The sequence below is a fragment of the Methylobacterium bullatum genome (assembly GCF_014845095.1).
Classification (GTDB): Bacteria; Pseudomonadota; Alphaproteobacteria; order Rhizobiales; family Beijerinckiaceae; genus Methylobacterium; species Methylobacterium bullatum.
This window is the reverse complement of the sequence record NZ_NKUG01000174.1, coordinates 1-14,245: the sequence shown is the minus strand read 5'-3', so window position 1 is coordinate 14,245 and position 14,245 is coordinate 1. Positions and strand designations below refer to the sequence as shown.

Sequence of the window (14,245 nt, the reverse complement as noted above, 5' to 3'; positions counted from 1 at the left end):
GAGGAGGCGGCGCGCCGCCTGGATGGTCCGGTCGTTGCGCTGGTCGACGATGCGGCCCTGATAGAGATTCCGGTCGGCCAGGCGCTGCTGCAGGGCGGCCCAGAAGCCGGCGCCCCACTTGTCCTCGCTGAGGTTCTGAATGATGTCGGTGGACTTCAATTCCAGGGCGCGGATCGTCATGTCCGCCGCCTTCCCGGGGGCGCGGGGGAAATTGGCGCCGCCGACATCGTAGAGGAAGGCCGCCGCCGCGGCCGCTGGCGCGAAGGACCGCTCCGCCACGAGGCGTTCGAGATACCGGCTCGCCAGGGCGGCGTCGGGTGCGGTGATCCGCTGCTTGTTGGTGTTGGCCGGGGACAGGAGGAGTGCATAGAGATACTGCGCCACCGATACGCCGCTCTCCGCCAGGGCGCGAAGCTTCCCCTCGGCGGCGGCGTCGGTGGTCGCGCTCTTGAAGAGCGCCATCATCTCGTCGGTGCTTGGCGCCGGCGCCGGTGCCGGGGGGCGCGCCTGGGGCGGCGGTTGGCCCGGATCGGCCGGCCGGCCCTGCGGAGCGGCGGCTGTGCCCGACAGGGCACGGATGGCCGCCTGGGTCTGGGGCGTCGCCGCCCCGTCGGTCGGCCCGGAATAGAAGCCGCGCCGGGCGAGATTGCGCTGGATCGCGGCCACGAGATCGGGGGGCTGGCGGCCGAGATCGTCGGTGAAGGTGCCTATGGCCAGCGGCAGCCTGGCCGCCACCGTGTCCATGTAGATGTCGGCGGCCTTCTGCGGGTCTTTCGGCACGCCGCTCTCCGCGTCGGCGTAGCAGCCGGCGATCCAGAAGAGTGTCGACCAGGAGTTCAGATAGTTGTTCCGGATCGCCACCGGGTTCGCCTGAAAGGCGAGCCCGTAGCGACAGCCGCGCTTCAGGTCGTACTGGCCGCGCCCGCGGTTGAGCAGGAGGTCGGTCATGCCCCGCTGGGCGCCCGGATAACCGAGATCGGCGGGCTTCTGATAATAGCTCAGGGCGGTAGCGGCATCGGCCTTGACGGGGTTCTTGACGTAGATCCCGGCCCATTCGGGATTGTAGAGGGCGCCCATGAACGAGCGGGCGGAGATGTCGCCGGCATCCGCCGCGGCCTTCAGCTTGTCGAAGGCGGCCTTGTCGCCATCCTTGCCGGCTTTGTCGAGGAGGTCGAGATAGGTCTTCTCGCTCTCCTTGCTGTCGGCCGGCTTGCCCCATTCCCCGGCGGGCTTCAGCACCGCGAGTGCCAGGCCGGCCGCGAGGGCGACCGCCACCTGTGGCAGGGCGAACCAGGCGAGACGGTAGCGCGCATCCGCGTACCAGAGCGCGGCGTGCGCGCCGAGCCGGTCGGTCCCGCTCACGACTTCGCCTTCATGTAGGCGCGCAGGGCCGTGATGACGGCGGGGTTGCGCTTGTTCTCGACGGGGAGCGTGTAGAAGCCGCGCGCCGTCAGCTCGGCCTGGAGGGCGCCCCAGAACGGGCCGCTCCAGCTGCCCGCCTCCTCGAACAACAGCCAGAAGGTGACCTGGTCGTCCTTGAGGTCGACGCCGCGCAGGGCGAGGGCGGCCGCCTTCTTCGGATCCTTGGCGACGTTGCCCCAGCCTTGATCGTAGATCGAGGCGGCCTCACCCGCCGCCATGACGTTGCCGGCGGCCGCGGCGCGCTCGTAATAGGCGACGGCGACCTGCGCATCCGGCGCGAAGACCTGTCCCTTGTTCCGCACCGGATTGTACAGGCGCGCATAGGCGATCTGCGCGTCCGCGTCGCCGGAATCGGCCCGGGCCTTGAGCTGCGCCATCTTCCCCCGGTCTCCGGCCATGGCGGCCCCCGCCAGGGCCGTGACTTCCGGGTCCGGCCCGCTCGGTGCCACCTTGCGCGGCTCGGGCCTCGGGGCCGCGACGGTGTTCTTGATCCCGGCCTCCACCTGGAGGGCCGTGACGATGGCGGGATTGGCGCGCCCGTCCACGAGGCCGATATAGCGCCCGGACTTGGCGAGATGGCGCTGGATCCCCGCCACCAGGGCCGGGCTCTGCATGCCGAGATTGTTGACGAAGGCGTCGATGGTCGGCTGGTGCTTGCGCCACAGCACCGCGGTCACCAGCTCGCCCGCCCGGACGGGATCCTGCGGCAGGCCGCTCTCGGGCTCGACATAGCATTTGGCGAGCTTGATGGTGACGCGCTCCTCGCCGGTAATCGTCCGGTTGAGCGTCTCCGGGTCGTCCATCCAGGTCTGGGCGAGGCGGCAGCCGCGCTTGAGGTCGCCATTGGGGTTGGCGGGGTCGAGGAGCACGTCGGCCAGGCGCGTGATCGCCAGGAGGTCGCCCGCCGCGGCGCCGGGAGCATAGAGGGCGGCGGCCCGGGAGAAGTCGTTGGGCGACGGCTTCTTCGGGAAATAGGCGGCGGTCAGCGGGTCGTAGAGCGTGCCGAGTTTGGTCGCGGCGTCGATCTGGTTGCGCGTGGCCGCGGCGGTGAGTTCCTGGAACGCCTTGAGGTCGCCCTCCTTGCCGGCCCGGTCGCGCAAGGTCGTCAGTTCGGCCACCCGCGCCTTCGAGACCGTGGCCGGCTGTCCCCATTCCCCCTGCGCGGCCAGGGACAGGCACAGCCCCGCCAGCCCCAGCGTCACCACCTGCGGCAGGCCGAACCAGGCCAGGCGGTAGCGGGCATCGCCGTACCATAGGGCCGCGTGTGCGCGCAGCCACTCGTCTCGCGCGTTGCTCATGGTCTCGATGGGCTCCGGGCCGTTTCGTTCGCCTGGGCGAAGCGTCGGATCGCGGCGATGACCGCGTCGTTGCGGCGGTTCTCGACCGGGTTGGTGTAGATGCCGCGCGCGGCGAGCGCTCGCTGGAGCGCTCCCCAGAAGGCGGGGCTCCAGGTCGCGCCGAAGACCGGGTCCGTCAGAAAGAGTTGGTAGCCCGGATCGAGCTCGAGCTGGCGAAGGATGAGGGAGGCCGCCCGGTCCGGGTCCTTCTCCAGGGCGCCCGCGCCCTTGTCGTAGAGACCCGCCGCCTGGGCGGCGGCGTCGCGGGCGCCGGCCGCTGCCGCCCGCTCGAAATTGGCGGCGGACCGCCGGGCGTCCGGCGCGAAGACCTCGCCTTTGTTGAGGAACGGGCTGTAGAGGTAGCCGAGGGTCGCCAGCGCGGTGGCATCCCCCCGGTCGGCGATGGCCTGGACCCGCGCCAGGGCGGCGAGATCCCGGGTCGCCGCCTGGGCGAGGCTGCGGAACTCCTCCGCCGTCAGGCCGGTGCCGGTCTCGGCACGGCGCTCCGGGGCGGGATCCGGCAGGAACGGGCGCAGGCCCGCCTCCCGTTCCAGCGCCGCGATCGTCTCGGGGTGGACGAGCCCGTCCACCGGACCGGTGTAGCGGCCGATGGTCCGCGCCGCCATCGCCTCCTGCAGCGCGCGGATCAGCGCGGGCTTGTGCAGGCCGAGGCCGCGCACATAGGTGCGGATCGACGGTTCGTATTTCAGCCGGAGGGTGTCGACGATGAGGTCGCCGGCCCGCCGCGGATCCTGGGGAATGCCGCTCTCGGCATCGACGAGGCAGCGGGCGAGCTTCTCGGCCAGGCGCTCCTCCCCGCGAAGCATGTCCCGCGTCGTCGCCGGATGGTCGAGCCAGGCCTTGGCCAGGCGGCATCCCCGTCTCCGGTCGTCCTCGGAACCGGCTTCCTCGAGCAGCAGGTCGGCGAGGCGTGCCATGGCCACGAGGTCTCCGGCCTCGCTGCCGGCGCGGTAGAGCTCGGTTGCGCGCGCACGATCGCTCGGCACGGCCTTGCGCGGGAATTTTCCGGCGACGAGGGGATCGTAGAGGGTCGCCAGCCGGGTCTGAGCGTCGATCTCCCCCGCCTTGGCTCCGGCCGCGAGCTGGCTCAGCGCGGCGGCGTCGCCCTCCCCGCCCGCGCGGTCGCGCAGGATTTCGAGTTCGGCGGCGCGCTGCCGGGACCCGGTGGCGGGGCGACCCCATTCGCCCTGCGCCACGAGGGCGAAGAGCAGGTTGGCGAGCAGAACGGTGCCGGCCTGCGGCAGGGCGAGCCAGGCCAGCCTGTACCAGGGATCCTCGTACCACAGGCTGCCATGGACGGCCGCGCGCGGGGTCATCGTGCCGGATCTCATGCGCTCACGACGCCGTGGCGGAGGGCGCCGCGCCCCCGATGGCGCGCTCGACGTCGACGAGTTCGAACTGGCCGTGATCGCCCAGGGGATCGGCCGAGAGCCGCAGGGCCTGGGCCTCGCGCAGGCGCTCGAGGAGCGTGCGCATCTCGCGCGCGTTCGCCCAGTCGCGGCCTTGCGCGCGCCGCTCGATCCACGGGAGCAGCAGGGTCTCGAACCGGGCCGGCAGCCGGAACGATTGCCGGGTCGCCATCAGGCGCAGGATCTCGAGGAGGTCGTAGGGATCGTAGGCCGGGAACTCGATCGTCTTGGTGAAGCGGCCGGCAAGCCCCGGATTGGTGTCGATAAACCGGCTCATGTCCTCGGTGTAGCCGGCGACGATGACGATGATCCGGTCGCGGTTGTCCTCCATGAACTTCAGCAGGGTGTCGATCGCCTCCTTGCCGAAATCGCTGCCGCCACCGCCGCCGCCTGCGGCCAGCGTGTAGGCCTCGTCGATGAACAGGATGCCGTCGAGGGCCTCCTTGCAGCGCTCCAGGGTCCGCGCCGCGGTCTGCCCGACATAGCCCGCCACCAGCCCGGCGCGGTCGACCTCCACCACGTGGCCCTTCCGCAGGACGCCCAAAGCCTTGAAGATGTCGCCCATGATGCGCGCCACCTCGGTCTTGCCGACGCCGGGAGGACCGGTGAACACCATGTGCTGGCTCACCGCGCCGACCTCGATGCCCTCCGCGCGCCGCTTGGCATCCACCAGGACCCGCGCCACCACGGTCTTCACCTGCTGCTTGACCGGGGCGAGCCCGATCATCGTCTCGAGGCGGCCGATGACCCTGCGCGCCTCCTCCATGTCGATCGCGCCGGCGCCCTGGCTGCCGAGGGCGGCGGCGATGTCCGAGGGTTCGAACCGGTTGATGTCGCCGCCGGGATGGGCGGAGAGCCGCATCGCCTGGGCTTGGCGGGCCTTCTCCAGCACCGTGCGCATCTCGCGGGCATTGGCCCAATCCTCGGCGCGGGAGCGGGCGCTCACATAGGGGATCAGCTCCTTCTGGAAGCCCTCCGGCAGGACGAAGCCCTGGTTGGCCGCCATGCGCTGCAGGATCTCGGCGAGTTCCGGCGGGCTGTAGGGCGGGAACTCGATGGTCTTGGTGAAGCGGCTGGCGAGACCCGGATTGGTGTCGATGAACCGGCGCATGTCGTTGGTGTAGCCGGCCACGATCACGATGATCCGGTCGCGGTTGTCCTCCATGAACTTCAGCAGGGTGTCGATCGCCTCCTTGCCGAAATCGCCGCCGCCGGCCCCGCCGGGTGCCAGCGCGTAGGCCTCGTCGATGAACAGGATGCCGTCGAGGGCCTCCTTGCAGCGCTCCAGGGTCTTGATCGCGGTCTGGCCGGCATAGCCCGCTACCAGCCCGGCCCGGTCGACCTCCACGAGGTGTCCCTTGCGCAGCACCTTCAGCGCCTTGAAGACGCTGCCGAGCACCCGCGCCACCTCGGTCTTGCCGACGCCGGGGGGGCCGGTGAAGACCATGTGCTGGCTCATGGCCGCCACGGGCAGGTTCTGGGCGCGGCGCTGCTGCTCCACCTGCATCCGGGCGATGACGCCCTTCACCTCCGCCTTCACCGGCGCGAGGCCGACCATGCCGTCCAGGGTCGCCAGCGCCGTGGCGAGGAGGTCCTTCTTCTCCACCGCCGCGCCGTCATCCTCGAACTGGATCGGACGGATCTTCCGGTTCGCCCTCTCCTGATCCATCGCGCGCCGCATGCCGGCGATCCGCGCCGGAATGTAGGTGGCGGCGAGCAGGCCTCCGACGATTCCCCCCAGGATCAGAACGTTGCGCAGCAGGGCCGAGGGTGTCGCCGCCAGGGGGGCGAGCACGTCCGGCCGCAGGGCGACCACCAGGGCGGTCGCGCCCAGCACGATGGCCAGGAAGAGGGCGGCGGGATGCTTGTCGAGGCGTTCCATGGATGTGACGTGCCTTGATGCGGGTCGGGCGCGGTGCGTGTCGCGGTCCGGAATGGGCGCTGGCCCTCAGGCGTCCTCGCCGATCGCGAAGAGCAGGTCGACGATCTCCAGGCGGCGCATGTCGCCGCCCTCCAGGGCGACGCGGGCGGCCTGCGCCTCGCGGGCCTTTTCCAGGAGGGTGCGCATCTCGCGGGCGTTCGACCAGTCGTCGGAGCGGGAACGCTGGGCGAGCCATGGGGTCAGCGCCGCCTCGAATCCCTCTGGCAGCGCGAATTGCTGGCGGGCGGCCATGCGCCGGAGGATCTCGCAGAGCTCCTTCGGCTTGTAGGGCGGGAACTCGATGGTCTTGGTGAAGCGCCCGGCGAGCCCCGGATTGGTGTCGATGAACCGGCGCATGTCGTTGGTGTAGCCGGCGACGATGACGATGATCCGGTCGCGGTTGTCCTCCATGAACTTCAGCAGGGTGTCGATCGCTTCCTTGCCGAAATCGCCGCCGGCCCCCCCCGCGAGGGTGTAGGCCTCGTCGATGAAGAGCACCCCGTCGAGGGCCTCCTGGCACTTCTCCAGGGTCTTGGCGGCGGTCTGCCCGACATAGCCCGCCACCAGCCCGGCGCGGTCGACCTCCACGAGATGGCCCCGGCGCAGGACGTTCAGGGCGCGGAAGATCTCGCCGATCGCCCGCGCCACCTCGGTCTTGCCGACGCCGGGAGGGCCGGTGAAGATCATGTGCTGGCTGATCGCCGAGACCGGGAGGCCTTCCGCGCGGCGGCGCTGCTCCAGTTCGAGCCGGGCGATGAGGGCGTTGACCTCGCGCTTGACCGGCGCGAGGCCGACCATGCCCTCGAGCGTGGCGATGACCTCTTCCGGCGACCGCGCCTCGACGATGCGGCGCGGGGCGAAGAGCAGGCGCGGCAGGCTCAAGCCCCCGGCCGGTTGCCCCAGGCCCGCCTCGGCCCGCCGCGCGGCCGTGGCCGTCACCACGAGGCCGAGGGCGGCGAAGAGGGCGGCGGCCGACCCGATGGCGGCCTGCCAGCGCAATTCGCTTCCGGCGGCGTTCCACCATGCCACCGGCCCGTACTCCGTGCTCATCAGCAAAGGCGTCAGGATCGCGACGAGAAGTCCCGAGATGACGAACGGGATGATGGCGGATTTCGACATCGGTCAGCCTCCGCAGGGCTTGCTGGTGTTCCAGATGACGGGGATCCGCTGGACGCCGCCCGTCGTGTCGATCTTCAGGCCCGGCGTCAGCTCGAAGTAGACGTCCTTGGCCGCGCCCTCGACGACGATCTCTCCCTTGCCGACCTCGTAGGGGGCGGGGAACGGGACCGCGATGTTGATCGGCCCCTCGGCGACGTTGAAGGCCGGCGAGAGGTAGTTGCCCGCCCGGATACGCACCACGCCGCCGGCATTCGCCGTCATCTTCGACAGGCGCATGTTGCCGAGGGGCGCGGTGCAGGCCTTGGCCTGACTGACGAGCTTCTCCTTCTCCTCCGGCACCAGGGTCTCGGCGGCCTTGTCGATCTCGCTCGTCTTGACGAGGTTCAGGGCCGGCCGCTCCACGGTCCCGGCCGTCTCCCCGCCGCCGCTCAGGAGCAGGAAACCCGCGATGGCGCCCGCCGCCACGACGCCGCCCGCGAGGGCGATGACGCTCGGAGAGAGGGCTGGCTTCGACGGGCCCGGTCCGGACGGGGCGGCCTTGCTCTCGGCGCCCTTAACCTGAGCCTGCGTCTGGTGCTCAGTATTCGACATTGATCCGGCCCTTTATCTTGACTGACTCAACCTATTCGCTGCTTTTTGTTGGATTTCGTCTTTCGCACGAACATCGCTCATCGCATGAATTAAAATTATTCTAAAAATTCTCGGCGAAGATGCGTTCGTTATTCGTTCGAGCTTCTATGCACCCGCCAAAAACCGGTCTACTAGTACACATGACCTATGGCCTTGGCCTTGACCCCTCCTGCCCCTTGCCTGGCACTAGAGCGCTCTCCGCCGAAGTGGATGCCGGTTCGGCGAAAAAGAGCGCGGCACAACAAAGGTCTAGAGTTGCGCCCGACCCAACGTGGTCGGGCGCAGCTCTAGGCAGCCAATCCGGTCGCATGGGGGCTAAGTCCGATCTTGTGATCGGGAGTGGAGTGAGTGGAACGGTGAAAGAGACGATCATCGTCGCCGATGGCCATCCGCTGTTCCGCGCGGGGATGGTGCACATCGCCGAACGGCTCTACCCGGAAGCGCTCGTGCAGGAGGCCGCCACGCTGGAACAGGTTCTGGCGCTGTCGCGCGCGGGGCCGCCGCCGGAGATCGTCTTCCTCGACCCCGTGTTTTCCGGCCTCGATCCCCATCGCGCCATCGGTGCGCTGCGCCAGGAGCTTCCGAGGGCCTCGATCGTCGTCGTCTCGATGATCGAGGACGACGCCGTGATCCGCGCGGTCATGGCCGAGGGCGCCGACGGATTCATCCGCAAATCCCTGCCCGCGAAGGAGATCGCGCGGGCGATCTCGGCGATCCGCAATGGCGAATTCGTGATCCGGCGCGACCTCGCCTCGGGCCTCTCCGCGCCGCGCTCTCCCCTGCCGGCCCTGACGCAGCGCCAGCGCGACGTCCTGCGCCTCGTGGCCATGGGGCACACCAACAAGGAGATCGCCCGCGAACTGGACATCTCCCCGTTCACGGTCCGGGTCCATGTCTCGGCGCTCCTGCGGGCCCTCGACGTCACCTCCCGTTCCGCGGCTGCGGCGAAGGCGGCCGATGCCGGGGTGTGCGGGTGACCGGCCCCGGTCCCGGCCATCGTACATCTGTCCCGGTGTCGGACCGGCGGCGCCCGTGGCATTGCTCGGCCCCATGAGGCGATCGAAGGGCATGAAGCGATTGAAGGGACTGTGCGGGCGTTCGGCCCGCGTGAGCGCGCCGGCGCTGCTGGCTCTGGCGGCCTCGGCCATCGGTGGTGTCTCCCCCGCCGCGGCCGATCCGGACCTCGTCGGGCCGCCCGAGGAGACGGTGCTGGCGGCGATCTGCGGGAATCCGGCGCGCACGGAGACCGGGACCTGCCGGATGAAGGACGGCCGCACGGCGGCGTTCTGGTACGGGGCGATGATCCCCGCCGCCACCGGGATCTGGTTCACGGGCTTCGCGACGATGCCGGCGCCGGGTGAGGACGCGGACACGCCCAACCGGCGGACCGTCGCGGCGGCGACCTTCGCGTTCGAGGATTCGCGCTGGCGCCTCAAGGGTGTGCAGACCGAGATCGGGCGCATCGGCACCGGCAACCGCAACGGGGACGCTCCGCAGGTGGACGAGGGTCTCGGGGCGGTGACCAGGGCCGTGAACCGGGTGCGCCTGGTGATGGGCCTGCGCCTCACCTCGTATGGAGCGGCGGGCGCGCGCAGCTTCTCGTTTCTCCTGCTGCAATTCAGCAAGGTGCCGCTGCGCTGGAGCGTGGCGGGGGAGGTCCCCGCCGGGTCCGACGAGACCGCCGCCTGCGATACCGATGACGGCGAGCCCTGCCGGATGGGCAAGAGCGAGGGCCGGCTCGAGATCCTGCCGGAGGAGTCGTTCAAGCCCCTCGCATGGCCTCCCGTCCGGGTCACCCTCACGGGCACGGTCCGTGGCGAGGACGGAAAGGTCCGTCCCGCGACGGACCGGGATGCCAGGACCTTCGCGTTCGACGAGGCGAAGGGCGCCTATCGCTGAGGTCGGGCGCCATCCTCATCCCGGACCGCGCCCGTCGTCGCGCGGCGCGGCGCGATCAGCTGATCGAAGATCACACGCTTGCCCGTTGTCCTGTAGCGCACGCCCATCGCCCGGCGGCCGATGTTCAGGGCCTTGCCGGCCTCCACGAGCGCCATCAGCGTCTGCGGCAAGGCTGCGGCCGCCGTCATCACCCAGGCCACATCGGCGCCGTCGGGCCGGTCGAGGGGTGGCGGCTTGCCCGTCCGGGCGAAGTCGCGGGCCTCCGCGTGGCTGTAGAGATGCCATCCGAGATAGCCGACGACCCGCCTGTCGTCGAAGGCGAAGAGCGCGTGGCCGCGGCGGATCTGGTCGTCCACGGTCTGGGTCAGGTCGCCGAAGCGGAAGCCGGAGAAGGGCGCGCGGCGGGCGAGGAAGTGAAGGGCGATCCCCAGCGTCGCATAGGAAGGGTCCAGGGCACGGATCGTCACAGCCATGAATGTGCTCCTCGTCTTGCGCGCGCGAACGCGGTGCGGGTCAGGGTCTTGCGCGGGTCATGGTCTTCGGCTCATGGGGCCGCCGTCCCGGGCACGTGGGCGCGGAGGAAGGCCGTCACCTCCCCCGGATCGGGCAAGCCGTCGAGGATTCCGGCGCGGGTCACCATGAGGGCGCCGCAGGCCGCCGCCATCCGGCAACTCGCATCCCAGGGCCTGCCCGCCACGAGCCCGGCCGCGAGGCCGGCGGTGAAGGCGTCGCCGGCCCCCATCGTGTCGATGGCGGCCACCGGATAGGCCGGCTGATCGAGGATCGTCGAACCGCCGAGGACGATCCGCGCCCCGGCCGCGCCGAAAGTGATCGCCAGCGCCTCGACGCCGCGCGCATGCAGCGCCCGCGCGAGCCCTTCCGCCGCCGCGCGCAGAGTCCCGGTGCCGGCCTGTCCGGGGCACAGGGATTCGAAAAGGGCCTCCGCCTCGGTCTCGTTCACCACGAGGATCGTGGTGGAGGCCAGAATTTCCGCCAAGGTCTCCGGCCTCGTCATCCGGAACGGCGACGGGTTGAGCAGGGTCGGGACGCCGGCGGCGCGGGCGATCGCGAAGGCTTCGGCGATGGGGCCGTCGCCGATCTCGAACTGCGCGAGCACCATCGCGGCGGAGGCGATGCGCGCCGTTGCCGCCCGCACGGTCTCCCGCGACAGGAGCAGGTTGGCACCGGGATGGACCGCGAGGCAGTTCTCGCCATCGGCTCCGACGAAGCCGACGCCGATGCCGGTAGGGCCGGGATGAACCCGTATCATCGAGGCCGGCAGGCCCATCCGCACGAGTGCCGGCTCGGCCAGTGCCGCGAGATGGTCGGTGCCGACCGGGATCAGGCCGTCCACCTCCACGCCCAGGCGGCTGAGGCCGGCGGCGACGTTGAACCCCTTGCCGCCCGCCTCCCAGACGACGGCGGAGGCCAGTAGCGATTCGCCGGGACGGGGAAGCCGGTCGACCCGGAACGTGCCCGCCGCGACGAAACTGCCGAGCACGAAGGCGCTTCCCATGTGGCCAGTCCCTCGCAAGGTCATATAAGGGAGGGAGTGTGACGCGCGCCCTGCCCGCCCTTCTTACGATGCCGCCGCATTGACCAGAACACAAAGCGTTTTCGCGAGCCTCCGCATCCAGAACGACACGGCTCTCCCGATGTATCGGCAACTGGAGCACCAGTTCCGGGCCATGATCACGGATGGTCTTCTTGCCGCCGGAGCCACCCTGCCCGCCGAGCGAAAGCTGGCCCTCGACCTCGGCATCAGCCGGAAGACCGTCCAGCAATGTTACGATGCCCTGCGCCAGCAGCGGCTGGTGAGCGCGCATGGCCGCAACGGCTACATCGTCGAGGACGGCTTCCGCCGCATCAAGCCCGGCATGGAGCGTCTCAAGGGCTTCACCGAGGAGATGCAGGAACTGGGGCGCGTCCCCTCCACCCGCATCCTCGAACGGGCGGTGGGCGAGGACCGCTCCATCGCCTCGATCTTCGGCCTCTCCTCCACGGCCCGCTTCCTCCGGCTCGTGCGCGTCCGTCTCGGCGACGGCATCCCCCTGTCGGTGGAGAAGGCCTGGTACGATGTCGGCATCGCGCCCGGCCTCGCCGAGGCGGACCTGTCGGGCTCCATCTATGCCCGCCTCCTGGAATGCGGCGCGCCTCTCGTCGATTGCGAGCAGACCATCGAGGCGGCCTCTCCCGAGCCGCAGGAATGCGCGGTCTTCGGCTTTTCCGAACCGCTTCCCTGCCTGCTCATCAAGCGCCGTTCCTACGGCGCCGATGGCCGCATGATCGAGTATGTCGAAGGGCTCTTTCGCGGCGACTCCTACGCCTACCGCCTGCGCCTGCGGGCATAGGGCCTGATCCCGCGCGATCGGTACCCGCTCCCGGACAAGACGATCCGACGCCGACATCTCGACGCGTCGCCACGGTTGCGCTGTCCGTGAGGATGTCGCGGCGGCGGCGTTTCGACGACGGCCCGCCATTGCGGGAGCTGTGCCGGCATTTTCTGATTTTGGTACCATCGAAGGATACCATTTTCTGAAGCTTGCCATCGAATACTATCGCGATCACTATTTTGGTTCTGTTTTGGTAGCATCCATTACTTCTGCATGGTAGCGCTTGAGTCGGTCGGACGGACCGATTCGAGGGCGATGCTTCCAGGGCATCCACGCAAAGTTCTTCCTCTCGCGAGCCGTTGGATCGGCGCGCGGGCTCGGGGACTCACGGGAGAAATCGGGCGATGTGCATCCTGTGCAGCGATGAGCCGGGCTACGTGTCCCGGCATTGGATGTCCGGGCCGTCGGCGGGGAGCGCCTCGCTCGCGGCGACCGCGGTCTCCGCCCCTCCCCCGGGCGATCTCGCCAGGGTCATCGACCAGCTCACCACCTCGTGGACCGTCGCCGCCGGCCAGCCGGCCGAGAACGACGCCCGGACCTGGGCGGGGACGCAGTTGACCTACGCGATTCCCTCGACCTCGCCGCCGAGCAGTAATGCGAGCGAAGCGACCGGGTTCAGGGTCATGACCACGTTGATGGTCGACCGGGCCCGCGAAGCCTTCGAGCTCTGGGACGACCTGATCGCCATCGACCTCGTGGAGACCACGTCCGCGACCAATCACGACATCAGCTTCGCTTATACCTCCGTCACCCGGGGAGGCGGAACCTATGCCTCACCGACCGTGACCCAGGGGAATAACGGCGTCGACACGATCACCAAGCAGCGGGTCTGGATGAATTCGAGTTGGACGAGTCACGATACCGATGCCGATATGTTCTATGGCGGCTACGGGGTCCAGACCTACGTCCACGAGATCGGCCACACCCTCGGTCTCTCGCATCCCGGCAAGTACAATGCCGGGTCCGGTGGGTCGATCACGTATGACGGCAACGCCGAATACGCGCAGGACACGCGGAAATACTCCGTCATGTCCTATTTCGACGCAAGTGAGGACGGGACCGGCGTCGATCATATCGGCCGCAGTTTCAACGTGACCTACGGCGCGACGCCGCTCCTCGACGACATCGCGGCGATCCAGGCCAAGTACGGGGCCGATCCCAACACCCGGGTGGGCAACACGACCTACGGGTTCAACGCCAATGCGGGCCGCGGGGCCTTCGATTTCACCCTGAACACCGACCCCGTCATCGCGATCTACGATGCGGGGGGATACGACACCCTGGACGTGTCGGGATTCACCACGAACCAGTTGATCGATCTCGGCGCGGGCACCTTCTCCGACATCGGCAGCATGACCGACAACGTCGCCATCGCCCGGAACACGGTGATCGAGGCGGCGGTCGGCGGGTCGGGCAACGACACGATCTACGGCAATGCCAGCGGAAACACCCTGACGGGGAACGGGGGGAACGACCGGATCTACGGCTTCGGCGGTAGCGATTCCCTCTCCGGGGGCGCCGGCAACGATGTCCTCGATGGCGGGGCCGGGTTCGACTATGCCAGCTATGCCGGTTCGACGGCGGCCGTCACGGTGGACCTGTCGGTCGGCAAGGTGCTCGGCGGCTACGCCAACGGCGATACGATCACGGGGATCGAGGGCGTCTACGGGTCGGCCTACGCCGATACGCTCAGCGGCGCATCCACGACATCGAGCCTGTACGGCGGCGGCGGCGACGACAGGCTGCGGGGCCTGGGGGCGAACGACATCCTCTATGGCGAGGCCGGCAACGATACCCTGGTGGGGGGCGCCGGGGCGGATATCGTGTTCGGCGGCGACGGGTTCGACATCGCGGGGTTCGACGGCAGCGCCGGCGTCACAGTGAACCTGACCACCGGAAACCATGCCGGCGACGCCGCCGGTGACCTGTTCTCCTCGATCGAACGCTATACCGGCAGTAACTTCGACGACACCTTCGTCGGCGCGGCCTCGGCCGACGATTTCCTGGGCCGCGGCGGCAACGACAGCCTCTCCGGCAACGGCGGCGCGGACAAGCTGGAGGGCGGCGCGGGTGCGGACAGGATCGACGGCGGCG

The 14,245-nt window shown here is 69.6% G+C and carries 12 protein-coding genes; 4 read left to right on the top strand and 8 right to left on the bottom strand.

The annotated features are described in order from the left end of the window. The 6 genes from MBTS_RS20850 to MBTS_RS20825 form a co-directional block, all read right to left on the bottom strand. Nucleotides 1–1,362 (bottom strand): SEL1-like repeat protein (locus MBTS_RS20850; RefSeq protein ID WP_192216386.1); only part of this gene is annotated, 1,362 nt, incomplete at its 3' end. Then, entirely contained in the window at nucleotides 1,359–2,720 is a 1,362-nt protein-coding gene (locus MBTS_RS20845; RefSeq protein WP_056142183.1) for an SEL1-like repeat protein, read from the bottom strand. The genes MBTS_RS20850 and MBTS_RS20845, both read right to left, overlap by 4 nt. Further along, nucleotides 2,717–4,096 (bottom strand): SEL1-like repeat protein, encoded by a 1,380-nt coding sequence (locus MBTS_RS20840; RefSeq protein ID WP_056142184.1) that lies wholly within the window; start codon nucleotides 4,094–4,096, stop codon nucleotides 2,717–2,719. Before MBTS_RS20840 ends, MBTS_RS20845 begins: the two co-directional genes overlap by 4 nt. A gap of 19 nt (nucleotides 4,097–4,115) precedes the next feature. Further along, entirely contained in the window at nucleotides 4,116–6,071 is a 1,956-nt protein-coding gene (locus MBTS_RS20835; protein WP_192216385.1) for an AAA family ATPase, read from the bottom strand. A gap of 66 nt (nucleotides 6,072–6,137) precedes the next feature. Further along, entirely contained in the window at nucleotides 6,138–7,229 is a 1,092-nt protein-coding gene (locus tag MBTS_RS20830; RefSeq protein WP_018043945.1) for an AAA family ATPase, read from the bottom strand. A 3-nt stretch (nucleotides 7,230–7,232) separates the two neighbouring features. Then, nucleotides 7,233–7,820: a hypothetical protein gene (locus MBTS_RS20825; protein ID WP_192216384.1), complete on the bottom strand. Its 588-nt coding sequence runs from the start codon at nucleotides 7,818–7,820 to the stop codon at nucleotides 7,233–7,235. A 347-nt stretch (nucleotides 7,821–8,167) separates the two neighbouring features. On the opposite strand from MBTS_RS20825, the gene MBTS_RS20820 reads away from it, so the two are divergent. Together MBTS_RS20820 and MBTS_RS20815 are read left to right on the top strand one after the other, a co-directional pair. Beyond that, nucleotides 8,168–8,836 carry a LuxR C-terminal-related transcriptional regulator gene (locus MBTS_RS20820; protein ID WP_187273511.1) on the top strand — a complete coding sequence of 223 codons (669 nt, stop codon included), beginning with the start codon at nucleotides 8,168–8,170 and terminating at the stop codon, nucleotides 8,834–8,836. Nucleotides 8,837–8,927: 91 nt separating this feature from the next. Then, nucleotides 8,928–9,758 (top strand): hypothetical protein, encoded by an 831-nt coding sequence (locus tag MBTS_RS20815; RefSeq protein WP_147833357.1) that lies wholly within the window; start codon nucleotides 8,928–8,930, stop codon nucleotides 9,756–9,758. Here the strand turns inward: MBTS_RS20815 and MBTS_RS20810 are convergent. Next, nucleotides 9,749–10,231: a hypothetical protein gene (locus MBTS_RS20810; protein WP_056142196.1), complete on the bottom strand. Its 483-nt coding sequence runs from the start codon at nucleotides 10,229–10,231 to the stop codon at nucleotides 9,749–9,751. The two genes, MBTS_RS20815 and MBTS_RS20810, sit on opposite strands and share 10 nt — an antisense overlap. 71 nt (nucleotides 10,232–10,302) lie before the next feature. Beyond that, nucleotides 10,303–11,274, bottom strand: a complete 972-nt coding sequence (locus MBTS_RS20805) for a PfkB family carbohydrate kinase (RefSeq protein ID WP_192216383.1) — start codon at nucleotides 11,272–11,274, stop codon at nucleotides 10,303–10,305. A gap of 139 nt (nucleotides 11,275–11,413) precedes the next feature. On the opposite strand from MBTS_RS20805, the gene MBTS_RS20800 reads away from it, so the two are divergent. Continuing rightward, the gene (locus MBTS_RS20800; protein ID WP_018043951.1) at nucleotides 11,414–12,109 is read left to right on the top strand and encodes a GntR family transcriptional regulator; all 696 of its coding nucleotides are present in this window, start codon (nucleotides 11,414–11,416) and stop codon (nucleotides 12,107–12,109) included. A 386-nt stretch (nucleotides 12,110–12,495) separates the two neighbouring features. Next, on the top strand, nucleotides 12,496–14,245 hold a 1,750-nt coding region (locus MBTS_RS20795), incomplete at its 3' end, for a M10 family metallopeptidase C-terminal domain-containing protein (RefSeq protein ID WP_192216382.1).